The following is a 26,626-nucleotide window of genomic DNA, read 5'->3' as shown; positions in this document are numbered from 1 at the left end:
ATAAAAATTTAGATAAAAAACAATCAGTGTAAACGGAGTAAGTCCTATGTCAGTATTTAACTTTTCAGCGAAGACGTTTTTCGCCCAACCAGTGATTGCTACGACTATTTTATTAGCAAGTGTGGCTGCTCATGCTGACTTCAACCATCAGAGCTGGGATAGCTTATTAAATAAGCATGTGACCATGACCAACGGTGGCAAAGCTTCAGTGGTCAATTATGCTGGTATGAAAGCAGATCAAAGTAAGCTGACAAGCTATCTAGAAGCGACGAGCAAGGTATCTCAATCAGAGTTCAATCGTTGGAGTAAAAATGAGCAGTTGGCATTTTTAATCAATGTTTATAACGCTGGTACGGTTGATTTGGTATTGACGAAATATCCAAACGTCAAATCTATCAAAGATATTGGCGGACTGTTTGGGTCACCATGGAAGCAAGAGTTTGTTTCGCTACTCGGTAAGACGCGCTCACTTGATGATATCGAGCACAACTTGATTCGTGGTTCTAAACGTTACAACGATCCGAGAATTCATTTTGCGGTCAATTGTGCCAGTATCGGTTGCCCTGCACTGCAAGATGATGCCTTTACTGGCAAGCGTTTAGACAGTCAGTTAGAGCAGGCAACGTCTAAGTTTTTAGCAGACAGTAGCCGCAACAGTCTCAAAGGCGATACGCTCAAAGTATCACCAATTTTTAAATGGTATAAAGAGGATTTTGCAACCAATTGGCGTGGCACAAAAGATTTGGCAGGGTTTTTAGGTCGTTACAGCTCGTCATTAGGATTGAGCAAAGCTCAGACAGCAGATCTCAAACAAGGCAAGATAAAAATAAGCTATACCGACTACAACTGGAATTTGAATAAAAAATAAGCCAGTTTTTAATCTTAATCGCTGATTAACGTGACGGTATATCCATTGAACCTATCAATTATTGTTCCATTATTAAATGAAGCGGATAACTTGCCTGAGCTTATGGCTCATATTGTCCATCTCGATCCAGCACCGCAACAATTGATATTGGTCGATGGTGGTTCAGTGGATGGTTCGGTTACTGTCGCCAAAGAGATGCTCAAAAGTACAGAGATTGCTCAATCAGCTATCGAATGGCGTGTTATCGAATCTACGGTAGGACGTGCACGGCAAATGAATACGGGCGCTATGTTGGCAACAGGTGACGTGTTGCTATTTTTACATGCTGATACCGAGCTGCCAGTTGACGCGATAGATAACGTTCAGCAGGCAGTAGCTCAGTACGATTGGGGACGTTTTGATGTCCGTTTAGATAGTCGTGAGCCATTGTTAAAAATCGTCGGATTAATGATAAATCAACGCTCGCGCTTAATGGGTATAGCCACTGGTGATCAAGCAATATTTATCAAAAAGTCTTTGTTCGAGCAGATTGGTGGCTATCCTGATCAGCCATTGATGGAAGATGTTGAGCTATGTAAGCGTCTAAAAACCATTAGTAGGCCCGCTTGTTTAAAAAGCACAGTGACGACCTCAGCGAGGCGTTGGCAGCAGCATGGTACATGGCGGACGATTTTCTTGATGTGGCATTTGCGCTTTGATTATTGGCGCGGCGTATCGCCTAACGTTTTAAAGCAACGCTACCATAAGTAGTGAGATTGTTTGATTTATAAATATGATAGACAAAATAAGAAAGAGTTCGTCCTTGTACATTTGACTAATTGAGAGACCGTTATAGTGACAGCTAATTCATCTGCAAAACAGCAAGATACCTGCATCATTCTGTTTGCAAAGTATCCAGCGCCTAATAAGGCAAAAACCCGTTTGCAGCCAGCGCTAGGGGTAGATGGCGCTGCACGTATGGCAAGGCAACTCTTACTGCATAGTATTGAGCAGGCTATTGATACGGGCTTTACCGTTGAGCTATGTGTGAGTCCAGCACCAACAGATCCATGCTGGCAAGCATTTGATTTGCCTGACTCATTGCGTTGGTCTGCGCAGGCAGAGGGTGATTTGGGTTTGCGTATGTTGATAGCCAGTCAGCAAGCATTGCAACGTTTTAAAAAGGTTGTGTTAATTGGTACGGACTGTCCTAGTCTTACGTCAGGATGTATTCAGACAGCGGTACAGCAGCTAAATCAACAGGATGTGGTCATGATTCCAGCGACTGATGGTGGTTATGTACTGTTAGGATTTAGAGAGGTTGATGCAAGCTTGTTTTCGGACATTGTTTGGAGTACGGCTAGTGTGGCCACTGTGACCAAGCAGCATGTGGCGGATTTGGGTTGGACATTGGCATTGTTAACACCGTTACATGACATTGATGAGCCTGAAGATCTAGTACATTTGCCGTCAGGCTGGTTAGATTCTCACGTCAATATTAAGGTCGATAATAGCTGATAACGCTTCATTGAAAAATGGATTAATAAACTCACCAACGTAGTTGTATATTCTAAGATGATTTACTAGGGCGTGTCCTCAATTCAATCGATAGTTATCTAAATGGGTTAAAAATGGCTAAATCTTGCCAAACGGCGTCAAATAGCTGACTAATATCTCGATATTATCTGCGCTATTTTTCTTGTTTGACTGCAATTTATCTCATTTTTATCACCATTTTTAAAATGAGGACACGCCCTAATACTTTTAACTGGATGGTACATTCAATAAGGATATTGTTATGCATGACGTCGTACAAAATTACTATGGCAAAGAGTTACAGAGTACCGATGATTTAAAGACTTCGGCTTGTTGTGATATCAGCAATATGCCTGAGTGGCTCAAGCCCTTACTCGCAAATATTCACGATGAGGTATTGAATCGTTATTACGGCTGTGGTCTGGTATGTCCAGCACTGCTTGAGGGCTGCCGAATTTTAGACTTGGGCAGTGGTTCAGGCCGAGATGTTTACGCATTGGCGCAACTGGTTGGTGAGAGTGGGCACGTAGTCGGTGTTGATATGACCGATGAGCAGCTAGCCGTTGCCAAACAGCATCAAGCCTATCATGTCGATAAGTTTGGCTATGATAATGTGACATTTTTACATGGCTATATCGAGAAACTAGATGAACTAGACCTTGAGGCTAATAGCTTTGATATTATCGTCTCAAACTGCGTTATCAATTTATCACCAGATAAAGCTGCAGTTATGGCCAGTGTGCAGCGTTTGCTGAAACCTGGTGGGGAGTTTTATTTTTCTGACGTCTATGCTGATCGCCGTATCCCGAAACACTTAATTGATGACCCAGTCTTATATGGCGAATGTTTGAGCGGTGCATTGTATTGGAAGGATTTTAACCGTTTGTCACGAGATGCAGGTTTCTTAGACATACGTCTGGTTGAAGATCGCCCACTTGAGATTACAGATCCTGCTTTAGCAGCCAAAATTGGTGATATTCAGTTTTTCTCTGCGACTTACCGCTTATTTAAAATCGACTCGCTTGAGGATGCTTGCGAAGATCACGGACAAGCGGTGATATATAAAGGAACTATCGAGCAGTCACCGCATCGGTTTGATTTAGATAAACATCATGCTATCGAAGCTGGTCGGGTATTTCCAGTATGTGGCAATACGTTTCGCATGCTGCAAGAATCGCGCTTTGCGCCGCACTTTGAGTTTATCGGGGATGACAGTCGTCACTACGGTATTTTTGCGGGCTGCGGTGAGCTAATGCCATTTAATCAACCTATGATGCTGGCAACTGGCTTGGGCGGTTGTTGCTAATACCAAAGTGATGTATTTAGCATAAATTCAAATATACATGCTAAATTATGAAAAAGGCCATTATTTTAGATGATGGCCTTTTTTTGACTTGATTGAAGTCAGATTAAGACTAAACCGATTGAAAGTATTTAGTTCAAAATGGAAAAGACGCATCAAGGTTACGCTAACAAGGCGGCCAGTCTAATCTTGGTATGCTCGTCCATCGCATCTATAGGTGTGACCAATGCTTGTGCAAGAGCATTGTGAGCAATTGAGTCAGGTAGTTCGGCAGAAATTAAAGCAACAGCTTCCTGTATCACTTTTTGAGCATTATTCGCATTTTTCATGAGGTTTTCTATCGCATAGTCGGCACTGACGGCTTCTTCCGTCGGATGCCAGCAGTCGAAGTCTGTCACCAGAGCTAACGTGGCATAAGAAATACTGGCTTCACGTGCCAATTTGGCTTCTGGCATATTGGTCATGCCAATAATATCTGCCTGCATCTGACGATACCACTCTGACTCTGCCCGAGTTGAGAACTGAGGGCCTTCGATACAGATATAAGTTGCTTTAGAATGACTGCTACCTTCTGCAATATTTGCTTGGTCATAAGCGCGCGTCAAGATGTCTGCTAGGGCAGGGCATAGTGGGTCTGCCATCGACACATGGGCGACGGCACCTTCGCCAAAGAAAGTACTCACTCGCTGCTTAGTCATATCAATCATTTGATCTGGAATGACCATATCTAGTGGCTTAAGATGCGCTTGCAATGAGCCAACTGCGGATACAGAGACGATATAGCGTACCCCAAGCGTTTTTAGTGCATAAATATTGGCACGATAGGGCACTTCAGACGGGGTCAGTCTGTGGCCCTGACCATGCCGTGTTAGAAATGCGACTGTCACTCCCTCAAGCTCACCTAAGACAATATCATCAGATGGACTGCCATAAGGCGTCTGTATCGTCACACTGCGTTTGTTGGTCAGCGATGACATTTGGTAGAGACCGCTGCCACCGATGATAGCAATATCAGCAGATAACGTTGCCAGTACTTCCGTGTGGGGTATTGTCATAAGGACTATCCGAATGGGTTAATAAAAGAGAGACACAGACTAGTGCCATGTAACATCCTGAACCAAAAATAGCTCAGATAAAATATAGCAGAACTTTTGCCCTTATAGTTATAAATCGAGAGTCCTCATTAATTTGCTGTATCTAAAGATTCCTAAGAAATAATACATCATGGCGATATTTGTCAGATATCGATAAAGGTTTACAATAGCGACAATTTTTGTTTTAATATTTATTAAATGGAACTTTGTTTCGCATAGCAAAACATACGTATATATTAGCTCAATTAATGAATGGCCTATATTTTCTCTGATAGCTTTAAATATAAGGTATTGAAAGAAAAAGAGAAAGTAAGCTAAGGTTTATTTATTGGCAGAATTACTATATTATTACTCGTCTGTAACGTATTTATGTATAAATACGGATATTCTTAAACGTACAAAACCGATTACTTCAAGGATGAATTCAATGCTTAATTCTTTAAAATCCCCATTACTTTTGTCAGCTATGTTGAGTGCTGCGTTAGGTCTAACCGCATGCTCATCTCCAAGCTCAGAGGGCAGTGATACTGCATCTGCAGATAGCGCGGCAACAGATACTGCAGCAGATAAGCTTGATACTAAGTTTTTGACCATCGCTACTGGCGGTGCGTCTGGCCCTTACAACATCATTGGTACTTCATTGTCTGAAGTCTATGTCAAAACTTTTGGCGTAAACTCAAAAACTCAAACCACTGGCGCATCAGTTGAAAACGTCAATCTATTGACCCAAGGCAAGGTCGACATGGTCTTGGCATTGAGTGATGTGGTTACGGATGCTGTCGAAGGCAAAAACAACTTTGAACAGCCAATCACTAACATTCAGCAGATTGCTGTTTTGTACCCTAATGTGGTGCAAATCGTAACCTCAAAAAAATCTGGTATCAAAAACATTGAAGATTTACGAGGCAAGCGCATTGCTGTAGGCGATCAAGGTTCTGGTACAGAAGTCAATGCTCGTACTCTACTTGAAGGGTTCGGTATCACATATGATGATGTCACCGTTGATTATCTAGGCTTTGCTGAAGCTGCTGATGGTATGAAAGCAGGTAAGATTGAAGCGGCATTCTTTAGTAGTGGCCTACCAAACTCATCTTTGATGGAGTTAGAGCAAGGCTTAGATTTACAGATTGTCACTATCAACCAAGACAAGCTAAAAGAAATCATCGCGACCAAGCCTTATTTCAAAACCTTTGAGATTCCTGCTGGCACTTATGGCAACGAAACAGCCGTACCAACTGCAGCAATCATGAATGCATTATTGGTTAGCTCTGATCTATCTGAAGCGGATGGTTATAAACTAACCAAAGCATTATTTGATAATTTAGATGGTCTAAAAACAGCTCACCAAGCGGCCAATGATATCAGTCTAGAAACCGCTCGTGATGGCATGGTAGCCCCAATCCATCCTGGAGCTAAAAAGTACTATGACGAACAAGCAGCCAAGTAATTCATTATGGTTATCAACTGGCGCGGCATTCATTGCAGCGCTGGTTTTTTTTACGCTATGGTTAGGCTCTACGCTTCAGTCTGTCGTTGAAGTGCGGGTTGCAGGCGTAGACGGTGCTGATGATAAGGTTTGTTATTTCACTGAGCCTGATTTTCAGCTACGTTGGATACATTCTGTAGAAAAACAGTGGTGGGAAGAGCAGTATCAACGTATAGACGGCAGCAGTACAGAAGGTGCGGAGCTGTTACTGACCACGACCTATTTTGAAGCGTTCGGTGCGGGGACACCCTCCACCGAAATGCTCGCTCCTATACAAAAGCCTGGCTATCTAGGTTATCAAATCAACGAAAAACTGCCTCGCCTTAATTGGGTCGTATCTAGACTGACCAAAGGGGAAATGGATTATGGTGGTCATCGTTTTTTGATTCACCAGTGGGTGCCAGACTATTCTGAAGTGGTGATCATGCCTAAGACGTATGATTTAATTGATAGATTTAAAAAGGACTTTTGTCATGAACTCCCAAGTGACGGATCAAGGTAGTGTGACTACCATGCCAGATGCTCAAGTTGATAACGATGCTGAGGCGGATGCGGTCAGCCGAGCAGTATTGGAAAAATATGACCGAGAGTCAATCACGCGTCATATCACTCAAGGACCAGTAAAATATTTTATCGCTGGCATTTGTATACTCTATTCACTGTTTCATTTATATATCACTTTTAATCCAATGCCAGCACTGTTGCAGCGCTCTGTGCACGTGGGCGTTGGTTTTGCATTGATATTCCTAATTTTTCCAGCCAGTAAAAAAAGCAGTCGCAAACGAGTGGCATGGTATGACTGGATTTGGTTTGCCCTGTCTCTATCCGGTATGGGCTATCTCATCTATGAATATCAAGATATCGTGACCTCGCGTGGCGGTATGGCCAATCAGGTCGATGTGATATTTTCTTTGATTACGGTAGTCTGCGTGTTAGAAGGCAGTCGCCGTATTACTGGTTGGATTTTGCCAATCTTGGCCGGCATATTTTTGGCCTATCCATTTGTTAGTCATTTAGACTTTATGCCTGACAGGCTTTTGACTCGCCCTTATGATATGGGTGATATTTTTGGTCAATTATTCTTAAAAACAGAAGGTCTATACTCTGTCGCGATTGGGGCATCGGTAACGTTCATTTTCTTATTCATTCTGTTTGGTGCGTTCTTAGCACGTTCGGGAATGGGGCAGTTGTTCAATGATTTAGCATTGGCCATCGCTGGTCATAAGAAGGGCGGACCTGCAAAAGTAGCAGTCATCTCTAGTGGTTTTATGGGTAGTATCAATGGCTCAGCTTTATCAAATGTGGTTAGTACGGGTGCCTTTACCATTCCGTTGATGAAAAAAGTCGGCTATCACAAAGATTTCGCAGGTGCAGTTGAGGCCAGTGCTTCGGTTGGTGGGCAGATCTTGCCTCCGATTATGGGTGCCAGTGCCTTTATTATGGCTGAGACAACAGGCTTGCCGTATAGTACGATTGCCTTAGCAGCATTATTGCCAGCGATATTGTACTATTTAGGCGTCATTGCGCAGGTGCATTTCCGTGCTGGACGTCGCGATCTAAAAGGTATTGCCAAAGAAAATTTACCAGCGGTCAAAGAAGTGCTAAAAGCCCGCGGTCACATGTTATTGCCGATTGTCTTCTTGATTTTCTTATTAATCAGAAACGTACCTGTAGGATATGCAGCAGCTTATACCATTGGTTTCACTGTTGTGATCAGTATGTTGCGTGCTGAGACTCGTATGAGCTTCTCTGATATTTTGGGTGCACTAGAAGATGGCGCGCGTCAGTCGCTCGCGGTCATGGCTGCTTGTGCGGTCGTTGGTATTATCATTGGGGTGGTGAGTCTGACCAGTTTTGGTACGGTGATGACATCATCTATCGTTACATTAGGCGCAGGATCACTATTCTTTACGCTTATCTTAACGATGTTGGCATCAATGGTTTTGGGCATGGGATTACCATCTATTCCTGCCTATATCATTACGGCGACCATGGCTGCACCAGCATTAGCCGGTTTCGATATTCCAATCTTGTCAGCGCACATGTTTGTTTTCTATTTTGGTATCTTTGCCAATATTACACCGCCTGTGTGTCTTGCAGCCTTTGCGGGTGCAGGTATATCCGGTGGAGATCCGATGAAAACAGGGTTCTTGTCCCTCAAGCTTGCTCTCGCAGGATTCATCGTGCCATTTATGTTTATCTATAATCCAACGATGTTGATGATAGATCCAACTGGCCTAGCAGTCACGGCAAAAGATTTCCCGCTGCCACCTATTGTAGATATCATTACAGTGGTAGTGACTTCGGTAACGGGTGTCATTGCGCTGAGCTCAGCACTTGAAGGCTACTTCAGAGGCGGTATGAATACGGTAACTCGTGTCATCTTAGCTATTGGTGCTTTACTATTGATTTATCCTGAGATTACGACTGGTATTGCAGGTGGTATTATTGTCCTTGGTATTGCTGCATTCAATATAAAAACAGCTGGAAAGCCAACGCCAACTTTAACCGTGTAAAGCGTTAGGTTTAATCATTCTTAAATCTAACAAAGCTCAAAAAAAGGGTGAATAACAAATTTGTTATTCACCCTTTTTAATATTCTTAAGAAATGTTTTAGCGACTGCTGTTCGCAACTACTTTCACATCACTTTATTGCTAAATTAGCAGCCAAGTTTACCTTCAGCTTCTAATGCTTTTTTGCTACGGATAGGTGCTGGGCAGTCTTCGCCGTAGTACTGACGATCTGCAAAGTAGCTTGAGCGTACCATTGGACCTGCCCAAATGCTAAAGAAGCCAATCTTTTTGCCGTAGTCCATATAGCGTTGGAACTCGTCTGGATGGACATAACGATCGACAGGCGCGTGGTTTTTACTAGGCTGTAGATACTGACCGATAGTAATCATATCTACATCATGAGCTTTTAAGTCATCGAGTAGGGCATAGATCTCTTCTTCGGTCTCACCAAGGCCAACCATAAAGCCGCACTTGGTGGCGATATCAGGACGACGCTCTTTATAAATCTTAAGCAAATCTAGTGAATGCTGATAGTCAGAACCTGGACGGAAGGCTTTGTATAGACGTGGCACGGTTTCGATGTTGTGGTTAAACACATCTGGTGCAGTCTCTGTCAATAAATCCAACGCAATATCCATACGACCACGGAAATCGGGCACTAATATTTCAATCAAGCAATTTGGGCTAAGCGCTCTTGACTCGTTTAGCACCTCTACAAAATGTCCCGCACCGCCGTCTTTCAGATCATCGCGATCGACAGAGGTGATTACGGCATACTTAAGCTGTAAACCTTGAATGGTCTCAGCAGTATGACGCGGCTCATCCTTGTCTAGCTCATTAGGACGACCATGACCTACATCACAGAACGGGCAGCGACGCGTACAGATATCACCCATGATCATAAAGGTGGCTGTACCATCAGCGAAGCACTGTGGCAGGTTAGGGCAGGCCGCTTCTTCACAAACGGTATAAAGCTTTTGCTCACGCAAGGTTGCTTTGATACGAGCAACTTCAGCAGGCGAGGACATTTTTACCCGAATCCAATCAGGCTTTTTCTTTGCCTCGACAGTCGGGATCACTTTAATTGGGATACGGGCAACTTTGTCATAGCCACGCAGCTTTTCGCCTTGGATGGCTTTTTTTGGTTTGGCCTTAGCAGCAGGTACATGTGTTTGTACGGCAGTTGTCATAATGGAGTTATCTCTTAACCCTTTATATTATAAGGGTTTATGGAATTATCAGAATGTTTTATGAGTGCAGATATTATAGCAGAAATTTGGTCGTCAATTTTTAAACAATATTGTTAAGATTACTATGATTAATCTAGTGACCATAGTTTTAAATATCTATATCAATTTCTAACTCATTCAGTATATCTATGGCGGCGCGAAACGCTTCTTGAGTAGCAGGTGCACCGCAGTACGGCAAGCTATGCATGAGCACTTCTCTAATCTCGGCGACACTAGCCCCGTTGTTAATGGCACCGCGTATATGACCTTTCAACTCGTTTGGGCTTTTTTGGGCAATTAAAAAGGCAATAGTGATTAATGAGCGATACTTACGCGGTAATACTGAGTCATCTTGCCAAGTGCTGCCCCAAGCATGTTCAATAATCCAGTCTTGCAGTGGCTGGGTAAATCCTGTGGCAGCATCAAGCGAGCGTTTGACATGCTGCTCACCCATGACCTCAGTGCGTACCTTGAGACCATTGTCATAATTAGTATTGTTGTCCGTATTGCTATCAGTCATATCGTCGTCCTTAATGTTTACACCAAAATGTTTTTACCAAATCGACTGTTAATCAATCGGCTGCTAATATATCGATATTGCTACATTTTTTTAAGCGAGATTTTATCGAAGTTGTTTCTTACAAAAGCGTATATCAGTCATATGGTGTCTGCTCAGTCATAAAGCAAGTACTTATTGATAAGCGTAATCAGGCAAATGCCAGTTATAATGAGCGTTACAATCATATTATTGATGGCACTATTTTTATAATAAATGTTCAATATGGCCTTACTATGCGCCTTTTCAGGGCTGAGCCATTAACATTTAAAGCGTTTTAAGCTATGATTGCACGGATAATTATTTCATATAGTATATAGACGCAGGCAGTCATGCTGACTACCCACGTAATGTGCTACACCCCAACTGACGAGGACGACTATTGTGTTAGAAGCTTATCGTAAACATGTCGAAGAACGTGCTGAGCTAGGAACTGTACCCCTACCACTAAATGAAAAACAAGTAGTAGAGTTGGTTGAATTATTAAAGAACCCGCCTGCAGGCGAAGATGCGTTCTTGATGAACCTATTAGAAAACCGTATCCCTGCTGGTGTTGACCAAGCAGCATACGTTAAAGCGGCATTTTTGGCTGCTATCTTAAAGGGTGAAACATCATCACCACTTATCAGCAAGCAAAAAGCTGTTGAAATTCTAGGCACTATGCAAGGTGGCTACAATGTTCAGCCATTAGTTGCTGCACTAGATGATAGCGAAGTTGCACAAGACGCTGCTGAAGCATTAAAGAAAACTTTGCTAGTATTTGACGCGTTCAATGACGTGACTGAAAAAGCAGAAGCTGGCAACACTATTGCGAAAGAAGTGATTCAGTCTTGGGCTGACGCAGAATGGTTCTTGAACCGTGCTGAAGTACCAAAGAAAACCACTTACACGACGTTTAAAGTAACTGGTGAGACCAACACGGATGACTTATCACCTGCGCAAGACGCATGGAGCCGTCCTGATATCCCATTACATTCACTAGCCATGCACAAAAACTCTCGCGACGGCATCAATGCTGACGAAGAGGGCGTTGTTGGCCCAATGAAGCAAATCGAAGCGCTTAAAGAAAAAGGCCATCCGCTAGCCTATGTTGGTGATGTTGTTGGTACTGGTTCTAGCCGTAAGTCTGCAACCAACTCAGTACTTTGGTTGATGGGTGAAGATATCCCTAACGTGCCAAACAAGCGTGGCGGCGGTCTAGTACTTGGTAACAATATCGCTCCTATCTTCTTCAACACGATGGAAGATTCTGGCGCATTGCCAATCGAAAAAGTGGCAGTTGATAACCTAAACATGGGCGATGTATTTGACATCTATCCGTACGAAGGCAAAATCACTAAGCATGACTCTGATGAAGTACTATCAACGTTCTCACTAAACTCACCAACATTGCTTGATGAAGTTCGTGCTGGCGGCCGTATTCCATTAATCGTTGGTCGTGGTTTGACTAACCGTGCTCGTGAATACATGGGTCTTGGTCATTCAGACATCTTTGCTAAGCCAGAAGAGCCAGCTGATACCGGTAAAGGCTTTACGCTTGCACAGAAAATGGTTGGTAAAGCTTGTGGCCTGACAGGCGTACGTCCAGGTATGTACTGTGAGCCTAAGATGACTACGGTCGGTTCTCAGGATACCACTGGTCCGATGACACGTGATGAGCTAAAAGACTTGGCATGTTTGGGTTTCCAAGCAGACCTAGTGATGCAGTCATTCTGTCATACTGCGGCTTATCCAAAGCCAGTTGACGTAGAGACTCAGCACACACTACCTGACTTTATCATGAACCGTGGCGGCGTAAGCTTACGTCCAGGTGATGGTATCATTCACTCATGGTTGAACCGTATGCTACTTCCAGATACCGTTGGTACTGGTGGTGACTCGCATACTCGTTTCCCAATGGGTATCTCGTTCCCAGCGGGTTCTGGTCTAGTTGCTTTCGCAGCTGCAACTGGTGTAATGCCACTTGATATGCCTGAATCTGTCCGTGTTCGTTTTGTTGGTGAGCGTCAAGCTGGTATCACCCTACGTGACCTAGTACATGCTATCCCTTATCAAGCGATCAAAGAAGGTTACTTGACGGTTGATAAGAAAGGTAAAATCAACGAGTTCAACGGCCGTATTCTTGAAATCGAAGGCCTAGAAGATTTGACCGCTGAGCAAGCGTTTGAATTATCTGATGCCTCAGCTGAGCGTAGTGCTGCTGGTTGTACCATCACTTTGTCTGAAGCATCAGTGACTGAGTACCTAAACTCAAACATCACGCTGCTTAAGTGGATGATCTCAGAAGGCTATGGCGATGCACGTACGATCAGCCGCCGTGTTGAGCAAATGCAAGAGTGGTTGGCTAACCCAAGCCTCATGCGTGCTGACGACGATGCTGAATACGCGATCGACATCACTATCGATATGAGCGAAATCAAAGAGCCTATCCTTTGCTGCCCGAACGATCCAGATGATGCAAAAACGCTAGCAGACGTGGCTGGTGATACCATTGATGAAGTATTCATTGGTTCATGTATGACTAACATCGGTCACTTCCGTGCCGCTGGTAAATTGCTACAAGACGTACCAGCAGGTAGCTTGAAGACTCGTCTATGGATTGCACCACCTACTAAGATGGATGCACGCCAGTTGATGGAAGAGGGTTACTACAACATCTATGCACAAGCCGGCGCTCGTACTGAAATGCCAGGTTGTTCACTATGTATGGGTAACCAAGCACGTATCGCACCGAAATCTACTGCCGTATCGACCTCAACTCGTAACTTCCCGAACCGTCTAGGTCAAGGCGCTAACGTATACCTAGCTTCTGCAGAGCTTGCAGCAGTCGCAGCGGTACTTGGTAAACTGCCGACTAACGATGAGTATCAGCAGTATGCTGGCATGCTAAACAGCATGGGTGATGAAGTCTATCAATACATGAACTTCGACCGTATGGAAGACTATACTGAAGAAGCAGACAAGATTAACGTCGCTCAGTTAACCTAATTTTGGTTGCAGCTTAAGCAAAACGTTTTTAAGTAAATAAAACCCCGTATCGTCATGATGCGGGGTTTTTTATTGATGACTCTAAGAAAACTAGTATTCATTTACAAACTTTTATTGAGTATCTATAATCAAAACCAATGGTTGATAATTTTCACTGACGATTTCTACTTTTCACGACTGAGATAAAAAACCCTATGGAAAATAATATCAAGCTCGATAAAGCGACACCGCCGCCATTGCCTAGAGCTACGATGGCTAATAATCACAGTGCTGAAGCAAATTATGGCATCATTGATTGGTTTAAAAAGGGCATGAGAAATTACACGAATTTTTCTGGTCGTGCTCGCCGTAAGGAGTATTGGTATTTCTTTCTAGTGCAAATAGGGGTGATGATCGTTGCAATGCTGCTAGACGCATTAATATTCAGCTCAGAGACAGGTTTATTTTACATAGTAGCGGCACTTGGTTTATTTCTGCCTGGTCTTGCCGTGACTATCCGCCGCTTACATGATACTAGCCGCTCAGGATGGTGGTTTTTGATAGGGATAGTGCCACTGATAGGCTCTATTATATTGCTAGTATTCCTAGCGAGTGATACCAAGCCTGAAACCAATAAATGGGGTCTACCAGCAAAATAGTCCGGCTAAAACAGGCGATAATCGTTAATAAAACGGCTTACGTCTATTTACAAATGTGCTCACTGATTTTTGAGTCTGGTTTCTGTATAATATAGGGGCAGGCGGAAACCGTGGCTCTGCACTTTATTTATCTTTTCTAACTCGGGACGGACCGATACTTTGACATGCACCTTGCTGTTTAAATACAGGTGCTTTGGAGTCTTGGTTGATGACCTTATCACCGCTCAAACGTCGCTTAATTTATGTGACCGCTTTCGAAATTATCGCGATTATCTTATCTACCCTTATATTGATGAAACTCAGTCACAGTGATGCATCAGAATCCTTACCAATCGCCGTAATGATGTCGGTTGCAGCCGTCGTTTGGAACTTTATATATAATACCGCTTTTGAAGCATGGGAACGCCGCAGGCGCATTGTACGTCGCACGTTATGGATACGCAGTGTTCATGCTTTTGGTTTTGAAGGTGGGTTGGTGTTGATCTGCTTGCCACTATATATGATTTGGTACGATGTTGGTCTAGTAAAAGCCTTTATGATGGAAGTAGCGCTACTGCTGTTTTTCTTAGTTTATACGTTTACGTTTACTCTGATTTTTGACAAGATATTTGCTTTACCTCATCATTCTAAACCCGCGTCCGCTTCTTAATTAAAGGCGTTGACAAAAAAAGGGCTACCATACTGGCAGCCCTTTTTTGATGGTATCGTTATTTAATTTGCTATTTACCTTGATATACAGGCTTACGCTTTGCGATAAAGGCGCTAACCCCTTCGATAAAGTCATCAGTTTTTGCCATTACGGTCTGCTGCTCAACTTCCGTATCTAACGCTGCGCTCAAACCAGCGAAGGCGTGTACGTTGAAGCTCTCTTTCATAGCGGCCAATGCTTTGCCTGGCAGCTGGCTCAACCGTAGCGCCAATGCTTGTACGGTGGCTTCTAGCTCGTCAATACTTACCACGTTGTTCACTAGGTTTAAGCGTGCCATGTCTTCGGCTTTTAGTTTATCTCCTAGCATCACAAGCTCAGTCGCTTTTGCTGCACCAACCAATTGGTTTAATAAGTAAATACCACCTGCATCTGGAACTAGGCCAATATTAACGAACGCTTGTACAAACTTCGCATTGTCTGCGGCAATGCGGAAGTCACAAGTAAGCGCCAAGTTCATGCCAGCACCAGCTACGGCACCTTCTAATTTGGCAATAATCGGCTTATGAATATGACGTAATTTTAAGCTGACTTCGCCTGCGCCTTCTACCATACCTCTTAATTTGTTTGAAACAATATCCTTGTCTAATCCTTCAGACAACATCTCTTTAATATCGCCGCCGCTTGAGAAGTTACCACCAGCCCCTTGCAAAATAATCACCCGTACTTGATCATCTGCAGCCGCTTTATCTAGCGCTATCAAGACTTGGTTTTTTAAAGGGGTGCCAAAAGCGTTTAAGCTTTTTGGATCGTTAAAGGTAATGGTAGCAATGTGCTCTGCAACTTGATAATCGACGAGAGACTGTGACATTTGAGATTTCCTTATTTTAAATGACTGTTTTAATATTCTGTATCGATGACAATACTTTGAGATAAAGGTAAAAATGGTTCAATGCTGATTACTATAGCAGCTTGCTATGATTATAAAAGCGTGTTTTGTGGGCGCTTAAGACACATCTAAATACTGGTAAACTTTACTATTCTATCGTAAAAGCTGATGCTAGCTAATGGGACAAAACGACTGGCTCGTAAAAAGGCTATGACCTAAGGGGCTAATGGATTATGCTAATATGCCAGGTTGAGCGTAAAAGAGTCGTAAAAGACACAAGGGTACGCTCGAACTTTCATTGATCAAACAAGGATGTGGTTATGCCAACTATCACTGTAAATAACGCTGATATTTATTACGAAGACAGCGCACCGAATGACACACAAAAGCCCGTTATCGTATTTGCTCATGGTCTACTGTGGAGCTCACAGATGTATGATAAGCAAGTAGAGCATTTTCAAACAGACTATCGTTGTATTGCTTTTGATTTTCGCGGGCAAGGTCAGTCGCAGGTTACCAAATCTGGCTATGATATGGAGACGCTGACTGACGATACGCTTGGCTTACTTGCAGCGCTTGGTATTGATGAATGTCACTTTGTTGGGCTATCTATGGGCGGGTTCGTGGCTCAACGTATTGCGCTCAAACGCCCTGAGTTACTGTTGTCATTAACGCTGTTAGAAACTTCTGCTGACCCTGAAGATCCAAAAAACATACCTCAGTATCGCAAGCTGGTTAAAGCGATTCGCTGGTTAGGTATGAAACGTGTGAGTAATAAAGTGATGCCAATCATGTTTGGCAGTACGTTTTTGGCAGACAAGCTGCGTAAATCTGACCGTAAGCAGTGGCTAACGATGCTACAAAGCAATCGCAAGGGCGGTGTGGTCAAAGCAACAATGGGCGTGATTGAGCGTACAGGTACTTATGAGCAGTTGGGTGAGATTACAACGCCAACATTGATTGTGGTAGGTGATGAAGATGCCGCCACGCCTTATGCCAAATCTGAACGCATGCATTTTGCTATCGCTGGGTCCAAGCTTGCTATTATTAAAGGTGCGGGTCATACATCGACAGTAGAAGAGCCTGATCAAGTGAACCAGGTACTTCGTCAGTTTTTGGAAAGTTGTGCTTAATATAGATACTGTTCGAGAGCTTTAAAGCCTTATATCTATAGAAAATCCTAAGCAAATATCCATATAAAAAAGCCGCTACCTGTCATTTGATAGCGGCTTTTTGTATGGTGTAAGTTGTTAAATAGCAGACAGTTATCTGTATTAGCGATGACAGTTACATTCGTGAGCTGTATTGGCTATGTCCGTCATCAATGGTTCCAAAGGCTTCTGCACGATTGACGATTTCAGTCGCCCAAGCACGGTGCGTCGCAGGCTCTAGCATCGTATTATTGTACTTAAATACTGCTTTAGCCTCAGTGTGAAGGATCGCTTGTGCTTCATCCAATGTACTCAATGGTACGCAATAAGCTTGCTGTACTAGGGCGATTTGGCTTGGATGAATGACAGTTTTGCCCACCATCCCTAAGCTGACATCTCGGTTTAGCTCTTGCATAAACAGCGTCGGCTGATCTAAATACTCAAATACTGGCGCGGTAAGATAAAAACCATGCGGCACAAAACAGCCAAGCATTTGATAAGCCAACGTACCGATAGGCGAGTCATAGACAATACTGTTTTTTGGGCGGCGTAAGCGCAATGCTGCGAACAAGTCATTACCGCCGATACGCAATGCAAAAACTGGTTGGCTAAACGCTTCTTTAAAAGCGATGGCAAGTTCTTGATTGTGATGCGGATTAAACAGCGCGGCGGTTTCGAGCGTCGGCATAAGTAGTTGATCTACTTTTAGGTTCTGACAAGCCATGCGCCAGTTAGATAGGCTATACATATCGACTTTTGGCATGACGAAACCATCGATAAGATCGATATGGGCATAATCAGCCAATTGCTGTAGCATCATCGGGCTACGTGGACGTATAAAGACCAGTGGACGTGTCGGATGCTGAGCATGAATTTTCGCCGATTTAGATGGCGCATTAATGCTATTCACATGCTCAGCCCAAGTATCCAGTAGAGTTCGCAAACGCTCAAGCGCTAACTCAACATCCTGCTGACTGACCGCATCCTCTAGACAGATAATAATACTATTAATCGTCGGTAGTTTATCTCGCTTGATGACTTGCCAAATATCTTGGCGAGTCGCAGGCATGTACAAGCTAGCACCGAGCTGATATGGATGGTGCGTGTGCGGTTTGACCATCGCATGACGCTCAGTGATCAGATGCGCATAAGATTGGGTATCATTGTAAAGGTCTGACTCAGTTTTTAGCATATCTGACATAATTGGCATCATAAGTAGAGGGTATAAGAGAGCGAAAAAGAAAGTATTTAATACTGTTAAATGTATTAAGTGTCTTGGGAGCGCTGCTTGATAAGCGTGATGGCTTGATAAGGCAGTATTTTATCACCTAATACACTGATAGTGATGTTTCGTTGTGCACATAAATGGCGTAGCAGTATGGTATCAGGGTGCTCAGCAGTAGCGAGTAATATACGCTCTGGATCGCGGCGTAATATGGCACGTGTTGCCTCGGCAATAGTCGGCTTAATACGATTGCGATTGACGATATAATAATCTGCGGCCAACGTCTCTATCAACGCCGCAGTCCGGTAGCGTGGCTGCTGGTAAGTCGGTAAACGCGCTAGAGTGGTAGCCAATGAACGTCTCACGGCATCGATACGTTCAATAAATGCCAAACTGTGATCTACCTCAATTAAATCATCATAAAAGACACTGCGATGCAGGCCTGATGAAGGCTCTGTATACAAGCTACGTGAAATTAATCCTGATACGGTGCTATTTAACAAACCCGATGGGATCAACCAGTCTTCTTCACTAGCCGCGAGCCAAGCAACGCCAGCCGGATCGGCAAGGGTTAGTAACGGAATGACGTCAGAGCCTTGATGAAAAATGTTGGCAAAATTAGCATGAGTAGAATCGCTAAACGTCTCTAGACTACGAGCCAACTCTCGATAGATGGCCCCTTTACCTGTCCAACCATCGACGAATACGATTGGACTGTTTGGATAAGCTTCCAGTAGCATTTGCAGAGCCACTGGATCAAGACCGCGATCTCGAATGATACTGATGCCATAATGTACACTTGGCAGGTGATAGCTATTGTCTGTATCCGACAGCGCACGCTGCAATAACACACCAATCGGTAGACCAGCTCGCACTAAACTGACCAAAACCAGTGGGTGCTCATCACTCACATTCTGCTGAAAAACATGATGTAGCGTATGAGACAAATGAGTGATATCGGTCGCGGTCCTTGTTGAGCCTTGTTCTAATGCCTGTATGTATAGCTGCTCATGCATTGCAGTAGGCGCTTGCTCCAAGGTCAGCATGTCAGAGTAATGGCGTTGTCCACTTTGGATAAGCACTTCTTTTTGACTGACTGGCACATCAGCAACCGCGTCCTTATCCACCATATCGAGTAGGACAGTGACATCGCTTGCAAGGTAGCTGCCTGAGCCATAGTTTTTTAAATCGGCTCTATTAGTCTGTATGTTAGGTAAAGTCATAATATGAATAATGGCACTCGTGATGATAAAAGAGAGGTTCTGTGACTGTTTTTTGGACTAATTTTCTGGGCTGATTTTTTAGGCTAATGGTTTAAACAGATGGTTTAGCCCAAATAATTAGACAGATGACTAAGACTGATATTGCTCGTGCATCTGACCGCGGCTTGGCATACCGTACCAGTCAAGTAGTTGCAGAAAAGGCAAATCTGCCAAGCTATCACCAAAACCAAAACTGGGACGCTGATGGTCTAAATGATGCTCTAATAAAAACTGTACCGCATGACGCTTATGAACCGCATGAGGCAATATCGCTAGGTTATTAGCATTCACATGTACATAGAAATCTTGATCAAAATCACGTATCAAAGTGGGCAGTTTCTCAGCTAAATCTACGAGCGCTTGATGATCTTTCTGCGCATGTTTGATAGCCAGATAAATGGTTAGCTCTTCATCAATAGAACCATTGTTAAAGCTATCAATATGCGGTGTAAATACTAAATGACTTTGCTCGCTTTGACTATGACTGGCAAACAATTGACTTAACTGGTTAAGCTTATCTTGCAATGGCGCGAGCTTACTATACATATGCTGCTGCCACCTGCTCAGAAGTGCTCCGTCAGACGTTAAAATAATCGCCCCATGAGTTAATACTTGCCAACTATCAAACGGCAGCTTGACGCGTTTTATTTCACTACGATCCCGCGCCGTCACTACAATTAATTCAGTGCTAGCAAGTAGCCAGTTAAAAAAGATTGCTTGACGCTGGCTCATAAAGCTCAAAGGCTCGTCTTGTTTATTGACCGTCGCACATACCAAAGTTTCAGGTTCAGTAGTGGGCAAGTCCCATGCATCAATTTTGCGCTGGGTTTGGAATAGCGTGTCGTCCAAATCCATCAAGGCATAAGGCTTAATAATGTCTGGGTTGGCTTTAAAAAATGAGGTAGTCATGGTGTCGTCCGTCAATAATAGGTTTGAAAGTTAGAGAGCAATTTAAAGATTAGGGCTCACCACCAGCACGTTATCCAAACCTCGCCACATAGCATCGACACTATCAGCTGATGTTTCTATACACAACACTATCAAATCCCAATCACTAGGCTCAACGTTATAAGCAAAATTGGTCATACCAAGCCCGTAGTTATCGCTGAAGCTCAGCATCGTGGTAATCGCTCCACCAAGCGCAATCGGTGAGCGGGTTAATGCACTAAAATTAATACTGGACGCTGTATCGTCGTTGAGCTTGTCGGACTCTGTTTCAAGCCATTCAGCCAATAGAAATGGCAACCAAACAAACTCATTGCTACCCAATACTAGGATTCTTTTTGGTAGCTGAGTAACATCAAAGGTTTCTTGGCCATCGAAGCGCGTAAATGTAGCCTGAAAACTCGAAAGATAGTTAGCAAAACCCTCTGTACTGTCTAGCGTTGGAAAACGCCCCCAGTTACCCGTATCATCGAGCGCTTGACTACCAGCAGCAGTAGTATCAACTGATGGCATTATAATGGGTTCAGGATTAGGAGCATCTGTCCATTGCCATGCACCAGACAGTAAATGATGGCGATGAAACTCAATACCAGCGAGACGATCCGCCATACGTGCAGGCTTAGCATCTGACTGTGGATTAGGTTTTTCTTGATCTAATGACCAGTCGACTAATGTTGTTAGATGCACTTGCTCTAACTGGCTCAGTCCTGCTTCACGTAAGGCAGTGACGACATTAACACAGGTATTGCCCGTTGAGGCTTCATCATCGACCATAATTAATGTTTTACTGGCCAGTAGCTGCGCTTGAGTAACGCTATCTTTGCTCTGATAAATCAAATGCTGGCTAGCATGACTGTGGTCTTCACAAAATGTCGTCAGCAAGGAGTCGGTACCATTCGGATCACTACTTTCATCGTGCTGTGCATGACGCGTAGAGTTTAATAGCAGAGCTTGAGGATAGCGCGTTTGCAATGCGTGATGGACGCCAGCAGATAGACCTACCGCGGTCTCTGCCATACCGATGACTAGTACTGGTTCAGCCAAGTCACTAGGCACTAAGTTAGCCAAATCAGTGAATGCCTCTCGCATGATGCTTGGCGCAACGGGAATATGACGACCTAGCACTTTTGAGACAAACAAAAATGCACGCTTTGGATTAATACGCTGTGCAAACCCAAGCAAATCTTCTAACTGATAATGGTCGTGTTGTTCGGTGCCATTTTTATTGGTGGCTGATTTATTAGTGGCTGAGTTGGTTTGATAAGTCAGATCTAGCGTACCACGGGGTAGGGTGATGGTCGTACTGTGTTGCTCATTTAACATTCATATTCCTTGGCGCTTTTATTTATATATCGAATAGATTTCTTAACCCTGACAGCCAACCAGCCATAAGGCACTGCGACTTTGCTTGCTTAGCTGAGGTGTTGTAAGAGGCGTAGCACTGGTCAAATCAGACGTGTTCTCCAAACTGATGCCAGCGCTCGCCAGTAGGGCAGATAATAACTGAAATTTCACCGCATAGTTCATGTTTTGTGCATGTTCATGAACCAGACTGGATGTGACCATGCCGACGACCTCTCCAGTCGGCAATAATAAAGGACTACCACTAGATCCAGGCTGAATGGGTGCGGTGAATTGCATATGACGGATATCGTTATTTAAACCTGTCAATCCTGATATACAGCCTTGAGTGACTTGCAGTTGGCTACTCAGTCCTGACAACGGAAACCCTAGTGTGGTAATGGTCTCACCCAATATATCAACACACTGCTGCGCTAATGGAAGGTAGCTAGGCAAAGGATCACTAACTCTAATAATAGCTGAATCGCTTCCGACATCGCTAAGTACAACTTGTGCCTCGCGATCAGGATGACCTTGCTGACGTACGCCAACCATCGCTGCTGACTCAATCACATGATAGCAGGTGAGCAAATGATAGGGATCAATAGCAAACGCTGTTCCTGTCCAAGTCTCGCCTGCTTGTACTTGACGAGGAGGGCGAGCTTCATTGTTTGGTTGAGTACGCTGCTGCTGTTGCGCTTCTTGAGTAAGCATATGTGTGCTAGGTGGACGAACATCCAGACTAACCTGTACATGATGTTCAAGGCTCGCCAAGCCTTGGGTTGATGCCTCACCAAGCGCCCGACATTTGAACTGTCCATTACGCTGATATATTTCTAATATAATCGCCGCTTTGACATGCCGCTCGTTTGTTATGAAGTTATAGTGAATATCCCCGTTGTTGAGCGTGAGGCTTACGTCGTTTAACTCTACCGCTGGCAAGTTCAGGCTTGGATCATGATAAACATAAGCAATCAGTTGTAAGAAATTAACGCCAAGTGTATCAAATAACTGGGGTAAATCTAACTGCCATGTACTTGGATTATCCTTGTTATCAAGTTGAGCCCAGTCTTTAGACTCATATAAATAAGCAGGACTACAAACTGCTTTACGATTGGCATCTAATGGCAACCACAATAGTCCAAGCTGCTGTCCAAACTCTAATGGTTTAGTAGTAGAAAATGCGATCGAACATTTGGTGTTTTCGATAACCGTATTGGCTCCTAGCACTAATTCGACTTGCTTCGACATCACATTTCCTTAGTTTATTTGCGCGATTATAATTATTTTTATTGTTTAATGATTTTATCTTTGCGACTAAAGTCTGGCCACATAAAGGGTTTTGACTTTATTTTGAACCTATCATTCTACCAAGAGAAAACAGTAATAGATGTTTTAATAAATAGTTAAGGTTAATTGCATAGTAGAAATATCAAAATAGATAGATACAAATAGTTGTCAAGATTTTTTAAATAATACATTATTTTTATAGAACAACGATATGGTTCTATACTCTAGCCATTTGTCGGCTAATGTAACCATTTATCGGACAATACCTTATAGTGTATTGCTACAAAACAAAATTCCAGTAATAATACAATCAAAATCTATTGCTATTTAGTAACTTCACTGTGAGTAAGTGTTATCATAAGAATTTAAGAATAGTAGTTTATTTAAACATATTTATCTCAATCTTGTTTTCAAGCTCATTACTGCTTTAAGATTAATGAATTTCTAGTTGTTAAAACGTTTATATGCTTAATAACTATAAAATTGAAGTTTCATCTACTGAATATATTTCATTTCTTATAATATAAAAGATATACAAAAACTATTGTGTGGTTGATGTCTGAATATTTTTTATATTGTGAGAAAGTCAGTTGGCCGGATCTTTAAAACGTTATTCATATTTGTTAATTACTTTATGTAGAGAGCTTGATAGAAGAAAGCGTAGCAGTATTTTAAGAAAAGGAGTGCTCTATGAAATTCTCTTGTGCATTAGAAACGTCTTCTGAACGTATTCGTTTGGTCAATGTTATTTCGCCGCTTATCAAAGCAGGTTATCAGCTAGTCTCCCAAAGACAGGAGGCTTCAGAGAATGGTGGTAATATCATTCACGTGATCGCAAGAAGTCTGGGGTCTAAAACGCAGGAAGATTTAATCGATGACTTATCTTCGATCGAAGGATGTACGCTTTTTAATCTAGAAATAGATGACGAGGGTGGCTCGTCGGCTGCCCCTGCAAAAAAGACATTGGATGAGAAGAGCGTTCTATCAGCCATAGGTGCGTACTACCCTAAAATAGCAGATATTGTCGGTCAGTATGAAGATAGTTTGCCTAGTGATCAACGCACGACTGCATTGCACGAGTTGGGCCGTAAGGTTGGCGGCGGTATTTACCAACGTGATTATTCACTTGGTAGTCCGTTAAAGATGCCTACTACGATTACTCGCGAACTTGTGCCAGCACTAAAGGGACTTTCTAAAGTTAAAGCAAAGAACAATGTAATTTATTTAATCAAATGTCCGTTTTGTAAATCGTCAGACCATAATCACTCAGGATGCCATTTTATTGTAGGTTATATAGAAGGCTTTTTAGCAAGCAATCCTGCTGTCGATATGGTTCAGGTTAAAGAAACCAATTGTGGTGCGGGCAGTACCAACATTTGCGAATTTACCATTGGGTAAAAATATTATGCATAGATAATCTAATGTCTGTGTAAAACAAATACTAATGAGCGAATGACGCACTGTGTTGTGATTGAAGTAACGTTATTTGGCTCAGTTTTTATGATAGATAAAAGGCAAAAAAATGATTGAAGTTGAATATAACTTACTTTTGGTGTTGGTCTCATACGCCATTGCAGTGTTTGGTTCTTATGTCGGCCTAAACTTAGCTATTCGAGTTCCTTCTGCCAAGCCAGGAACAGATTTATATTTTTGGGTTGCGCTATCTTCGATTGCAATCGGGGGTGCGATTTGGTCTATGCACTATATCGGTATGATGGCAGTTGATATGAAAATGCCTGTTACCTATGATCTAGGGTTAACGATTGTCTCAATGCTACTTGCGATTTGTTTCGTTGCTGTTGGTGTCCTTATCGTAGGTCGCGGTGATTCAAGCATTGGTAAACTGATCGGCGGTGGCGTGCTTACTGGACTTGGTGTGGCAGCTATGCATTATACAGGTATGGCCTCTATGCAAATGGACGCTACCATGTCATACAATATACCGTTATTAATGGTATCAATTGTGATTGCTATTGCAGCCGCTATCGCTGCACTATGGTTGGCATTTAATTTGCGTGGTTCATTACAGCGTTTTGGTAGTGCATTTATCATGGGTCTTGCTGTTTGTGGTATGCATTACACTGGTATAGCCGCGATGGAAATGACAATGACTGATCATGTGATGCCGATGGACTATACACATGCAGGTGCAATTTCTTCATCTATTATGATTTTCATCGGTTCAGCCGTTGTATTGAGCTTGTTATGGTTCATTGCTTCTAAAAACGCACCTAAGCAAACAACACTAGCGTTTGGTGAATAATTCAAAGCGTTCGTTTTCAATACACCTTAGAAACGAAGCCAAAAAAAGGTTTTTAGATTAATATCTAAAAACCTTTTTTCGTGTTTGTTCAAATCATTTACTAATCATATGCATGCTTAGCGGGCTATTTATTCATCATCCTTTTCAATTTTAACACTCATCATAATAGAACGTACTTGGCATGGTTCAATATGCTGAATATTGGTCTCTAAGTTAGGTTTCTCTGACAAGCCTAACCAATAAGAAAATCCAACTTGCGTCAAGTCGATCCCACTATGAGAGGTGTACCCAATACCACCTGATGGGCGGCTATTAATCTCAAGAACACGGTGCTGACCGCTATCGTCAGCTTTGGTCTGTACACTGACGATACCATCACAGCCAAAAGCCTTAATTAGTGGGATTACGACATCCATGACAGACTGCTCATAACCAACGTGTTGTATTTTTCCGGTTTTATGACGAGTGACAGCAGCTAGGACTTCACCATATTCACAGACCACATCGATAGAATACTCTTGTCCAGATAGGTAAGGCATGAGTAGCATTGGAATAGGTCGCTCGTGTACCATTTGGCTATTGGTATAGGCATTCACAAATTGGGCTGTATTTATTTTTTTCTCTTCAGTGAAATACAAGTGCTCAAAGCTATCGTATTGCTCGTCATATGCTTTACCCGTGTCTAGTCGCCAAAACCCTTGGGCGAAAATACCGACGACAGGTTTCACACATAGAGTTTGGTCGCCATGCTCAGCTAATAAAGCCTCAAGCTCAGTAGTATTATCAAATCGCCATGCGTCTGCCACTGGAATGTTATGAGTGTGACAATGCTGCATAAAAGCAAATTTATCATCGATTGATTCTAGTGCTGTTACGCTGGTTGCGCCCGTCAATAAGCGAATACCAGCAGCGTCAAATTTTTCACGATGCGCTTCATAGTCAATACCATTGCGCCCAGTCAGTAGTACTTTTACGTTATGCTTTTGAGCTTGTTCCAATACGAACTGCCAGCGAGGTATAGCAGTTTCGCTAGTCGTCTGGTTATCAGTATCTACGTCTGAATCAGATGGCTCACGATAAACCATATCGGCAAATTCGAAAATCTCAGGTCTATTATGACGGTGTGAGGCAATAACTTGAAAGGGCTTATTTGATTTGTTCTTTAGACTTTGTAAGCTCTCTAACATATCACGCTGGCTAGATTGTCCTTCAGCTAACCACGCCGCTACTGGTATTGAAGGGTTACTATTGTCAGCAAGATTATTCATAATTCTCTCAGCGTTATCATTAGATGTAGGGGAATGGGCAAGTCAATATTGCTACTGCAAATCTAGTAGTAATATTAGCAAAGGTATACGGTTTAATAGGACGTATTATATACAAATGATATGCGTTATAAACGCCTCTAATAAAATAGTCATAG

The 26,626-nt window shown here is 42.9% G+C and carries 23 protein-coding genes; 13 read left to right on the top strand and 10 right to left on the bottom strand.

Annotation, left to right across the window (positions count from 1 at the left end; genetic code table 11):
- The first annotated feature begins 46 nt into the window (after positions 1-46).
- The 4 genes from ACHEVO_RS02435 (at position 47) to ACHEVO_RS02420 (ending at position 3,689) form a co-directional block, all read left to right on the top strand.
- Entirely contained in the window at positions 47-868 is an 822-nt protein-coding gene (locus tag ACHEVO_RS02435) for a DUF547 domain-containing protein (protein WP_394123769.1), read from the top strand.
- 30 nt (positions 869-898) lie between these two features.
- The gene (locus ACHEVO_RS02430) at positions 899-1,618 is read left to right on the top strand and encodes a TIGR04283 family arsenosugar biosynthesis glycosyltransferase (RefSeq protein ID WP_394123768.1); all 720 of its coding nucleotides are present in this window, start codon (positions 899-901) and stop codon (positions 1,616-1,618) included.
- 84 nt (positions 1,619-1,702) lie between these two features.
- Positions 1,703-2,365: a TIGR04282 family arsenosugar biosynthesis glycosyltransferase gene (locus ACHEVO_RS02425; RefSeq protein WP_394123767.1), complete on the top strand. Its 663-nt coding sequence runs from the start codon at positions 1,703-1,705 to the stop codon at positions 2,363-2,365.
- Between the two features lie 280 nt (positions 2,366-2,645).
- The gene (locus ACHEVO_RS02420) at positions 2,646-3,689 is read left to right on the top strand and encodes a methyltransferase domain-containing protein (protein WP_394123766.1); all 1,044 of its coding nucleotides are present in this window, start codon (positions 2,646-2,648) and stop codon (positions 3,687-3,689) included.
- A 158-nt stretch (positions 3,690-3,847) separates the two neighbouring features.
- On the opposite strand, the gene mtnP is transcribed toward ACHEVO_RS02420, so the two are convergent.
- Entirely contained in the window at positions 3,848-4,741 is an 894-nt protein-coding gene (gene mtnP / locus ACHEVO_RS02415) for an S-methyl-5'-thioadenosine phosphorylase (RefSeq protein ID WP_394123765.1), read from the bottom strand.
- A gap of 466 nt (positions 4,742-5,207) precedes the next feature.
- Between mtnP and ACHEVO_RS02410 the strand changes: the two genes are divergently transcribed.
- Genes ACHEVO_RS02410 through ACHEVO_RS02400 form a run of 3 tightly spaced genes read left to right on the top strand, consistent with a single transcriptional unit; the run spans position 5,208 to position 8,782 of the window.
- A complete protein-coding gene (locus tag ACHEVO_RS02410; protein WP_057760864.1) occupies positions 5,208-6,227 on the top strand; it encodes a TAXI family TRAP transporter solute-binding subunit in 1,020 nt (339 codons plus the stop codon).
- Entirely contained in the window at positions 6,205-6,768 is a 564-nt protein-coding gene (locus tag ACHEVO_RS02405) for a DUF1850 domain-containing protein (protein ID WP_102092890.1), read from the top strand. The genes ACHEVO_RS02410 and ACHEVO_RS02405 overlap by 23 nt, the downstream gene beginning before the upstream one ends.
- Before the next feature lie 10 nt (positions 6,769-6,778).
- Entirely contained in the window at positions 6,779-8,782 is a 2,004-nt protein-coding gene (locus ACHEVO_RS02400) for a TRAP transporter permease (RefSeq protein WP_394123919.1), read from the top strand.
- Between the two features lie 144 nt (positions 8,783-8,926).
- Here the strand turns inward: ACHEVO_RS02400 and lipA are convergent, their stop codons facing one another.
- Positions 8,927-9,970, bottom strand: a complete 1,044-nt coding sequence (gene lipA, locus ACHEVO_RS02395) for a lipoyl synthase (protein ID WP_057760861.1) — start codon at positions 9,968-9,970, stop codon at positions 8,927-8,929.
- A gap of 148 nt (positions 9,971-10,118) precedes the next feature.
- Positions 10,119-10,529, bottom strand: a complete 411-nt coding sequence (locus ACHEVO_RS02390) for a carboxymuconolactone decarboxylase family protein (protein ID WP_179798307.1) — start codon at positions 10,527-10,529, stop codon at positions 10,119-10,121.
- Between the two features lie 420 nt (positions 10,530-10,949).
- Between ACHEVO_RS02390 and acnB the strand changes: the two genes are divergently transcribed.
- The 3 genes from acnB to ACHEVO_RS02375 all read left to right on the top strand — a co-directional run bounded on the left by acnB (position 10,950) and on the right by ACHEVO_RS02375 (position 14,840).
- Positions 10,950-13,553 (top strand): bifunctional aconitate hydratase 2/2-methylisocitrate dehydratase, encoded by a 2,604-nt coding sequence (acnB, locus tag ACHEVO_RS02385; RefSeq protein WP_057760857.1) that lies wholly within the window; start codon positions 10,950-10,952, stop codon positions 13,551-13,553.
- Between the two features lie 194 nt (positions 13,554-13,747).
- Positions 13,748-14,191, top strand: a complete 444-nt coding sequence (locus ACHEVO_RS02380; protein WP_394123764.1) for a DUF805 domain-containing protein — start codon at positions 13,748-13,750, stop codon at positions 14,189-14,191.
- A 208-nt stretch (positions 14,192-14,399) separates the two neighbouring features.
- Entirely contained in the window at positions 14,400-14,840 is a 441-nt protein-coding gene (locus tag ACHEVO_RS02375) for a PACE efflux transporter (RefSeq protein WP_394123763.1), read from the top strand.
- A 70-nt stretch (positions 14,841-14,910) separates the two neighbouring features.
- Here the strand turns inward: ACHEVO_RS02375 and ACHEVO_RS02370 are convergent, their stop codons facing one another.
- On the bottom strand, positions 14,911-15,708 hold the full coding sequence (locus tag ACHEVO_RS02370; protein ID WP_201567434.1) for an enoyl-CoA hydratase/isomerase family protein: 798 nt from the start codon (positions 15,706-15,708) through the stop codon (positions 14,911-14,913).
- 338 nt (positions 15,709-16,046) lie between these two features.
- On the opposite strand from ACHEVO_RS02370, the gene ACHEVO_RS02365 reads away from it, so the two are divergent.
- A complete protein-coding gene (locus ACHEVO_RS02365) occupies positions 16,047-16,859 on the top strand; it encodes an alpha/beta fold hydrolase (protein ID WP_394123762.1) in 813 nt (270 codons plus the stop codon).
- Between the two features lie 154 nt (positions 16,860-17,013).
- On the opposite strand, the gene ACHEVO_RS02360 is transcribed toward ACHEVO_RS02365, so the two are convergent.
- The 5 genes from ACHEVO_RS02360 to ACHEVO_RS02340 form a co-directional block, all read right to left on the bottom strand.
- Positions 17,014-18,078, bottom strand: a complete 1,065-nt coding sequence (locus tag ACHEVO_RS02360) for an HpcH/HpaI aldolase/citrate lyase family protein (RefSeq protein ID WP_394123761.1) — start codon at positions 18,076-18,078, stop codon at positions 17,014-17,016.
- 65 nt (positions 18,079-18,143) lie between these two features.
- Entirely contained in the window at positions 18,144-19,325 is a 1,182-nt protein-coding gene (locus ACHEVO_RS02355) for a cysteine protease StiP domain-containing protein (RefSeq protein WP_394123760.1), read from the bottom strand.
- A gap of 129 nt (positions 19,326-19,454) precedes the next feature.
- Positions 19,455-20,273: an HAD hydrolase family protein gene (locus ACHEVO_RS02350; RefSeq protein ID WP_394123759.1), complete on the bottom strand. Its 819-nt coding sequence runs from the start codon at positions 20,271-20,273 to the stop codon at positions 19,455-19,457.
- A 42-nt stretch (positions 20,274-20,315) separates the two neighbouring features.
- A complete protein-coding gene (locus tag ACHEVO_RS02345) occupies positions 20,316-21,632 on the bottom strand; it encodes a phosphoribosyltransferase domain-containing protein (protein WP_394123758.1) in 1,317 nt (438 codons plus the stop codon).
- A 42-nt stretch (positions 21,633-21,674) separates the two neighbouring features.
- Complete coding sequence (locus ACHEVO_RS02340) at positions 21,675-22,901, bottom strand: S1 family peptidase (RefSeq protein WP_394123757.1); 1,227 nt, start codon at positions 22,899-22,901, stop codon at positions 21,675-21,677.
- 729 nt (positions 22,902-23,630) lie between these two features.
- On the opposite strand from ACHEVO_RS02340, the gene ACHEVO_RS02335 reads away from it, so the two are divergent.
- Positions 23,631-24,338 (top strand): hypothetical protein, encoded by a 708-nt coding sequence (locus ACHEVO_RS02335; protein ID WP_394123756.1) that lies wholly within the window; start codon positions 23,631-23,633, stop codon positions 24,336-24,338.
- 124 nt (positions 24,339-24,462) lie between these two features.
- Positions 24,463-25,203, top strand: coding sequence for an MHYT domain-containing protein (locus ACHEVO_RS02330; RefSeq protein ID WP_379544726.1), 741 nt, complete (start codon positions 24,463-24,465; stop codon positions 25,201-25,203).
- A 128-nt stretch (positions 25,204-25,331) separates the two neighbouring features.
- On the opposite strand, the gene ACHEVO_RS02325 is transcribed toward ACHEVO_RS02330, so the two are convergent.
- Complete coding sequence (locus ACHEVO_RS02325) at positions 25,332-26,471, bottom strand: ATP-grasp domain-containing protein (RefSeq protein ID WP_394123755.1); 1,140 nt, start codon at positions 26,469-26,471, stop codon at positions 25,332-25,334.
- Positions 26,472-26,626 lie beyond the last annotated feature (155 nt).

The sequence above is a fragment of the Psychrobacter nivimaris genome (genome assembly GCF_043419765.1).
Classification (GTDB): domain Bacteria; phylum Pseudomonadota; class Gammaproteobacteria; order Pseudomonadales; family Moraxellaceae; genus Psychrobacter.
Note: the sequence above shows the minus strand (reverse complement) of the source record. Positions and strands in the feature narration are given on the sequence as shown.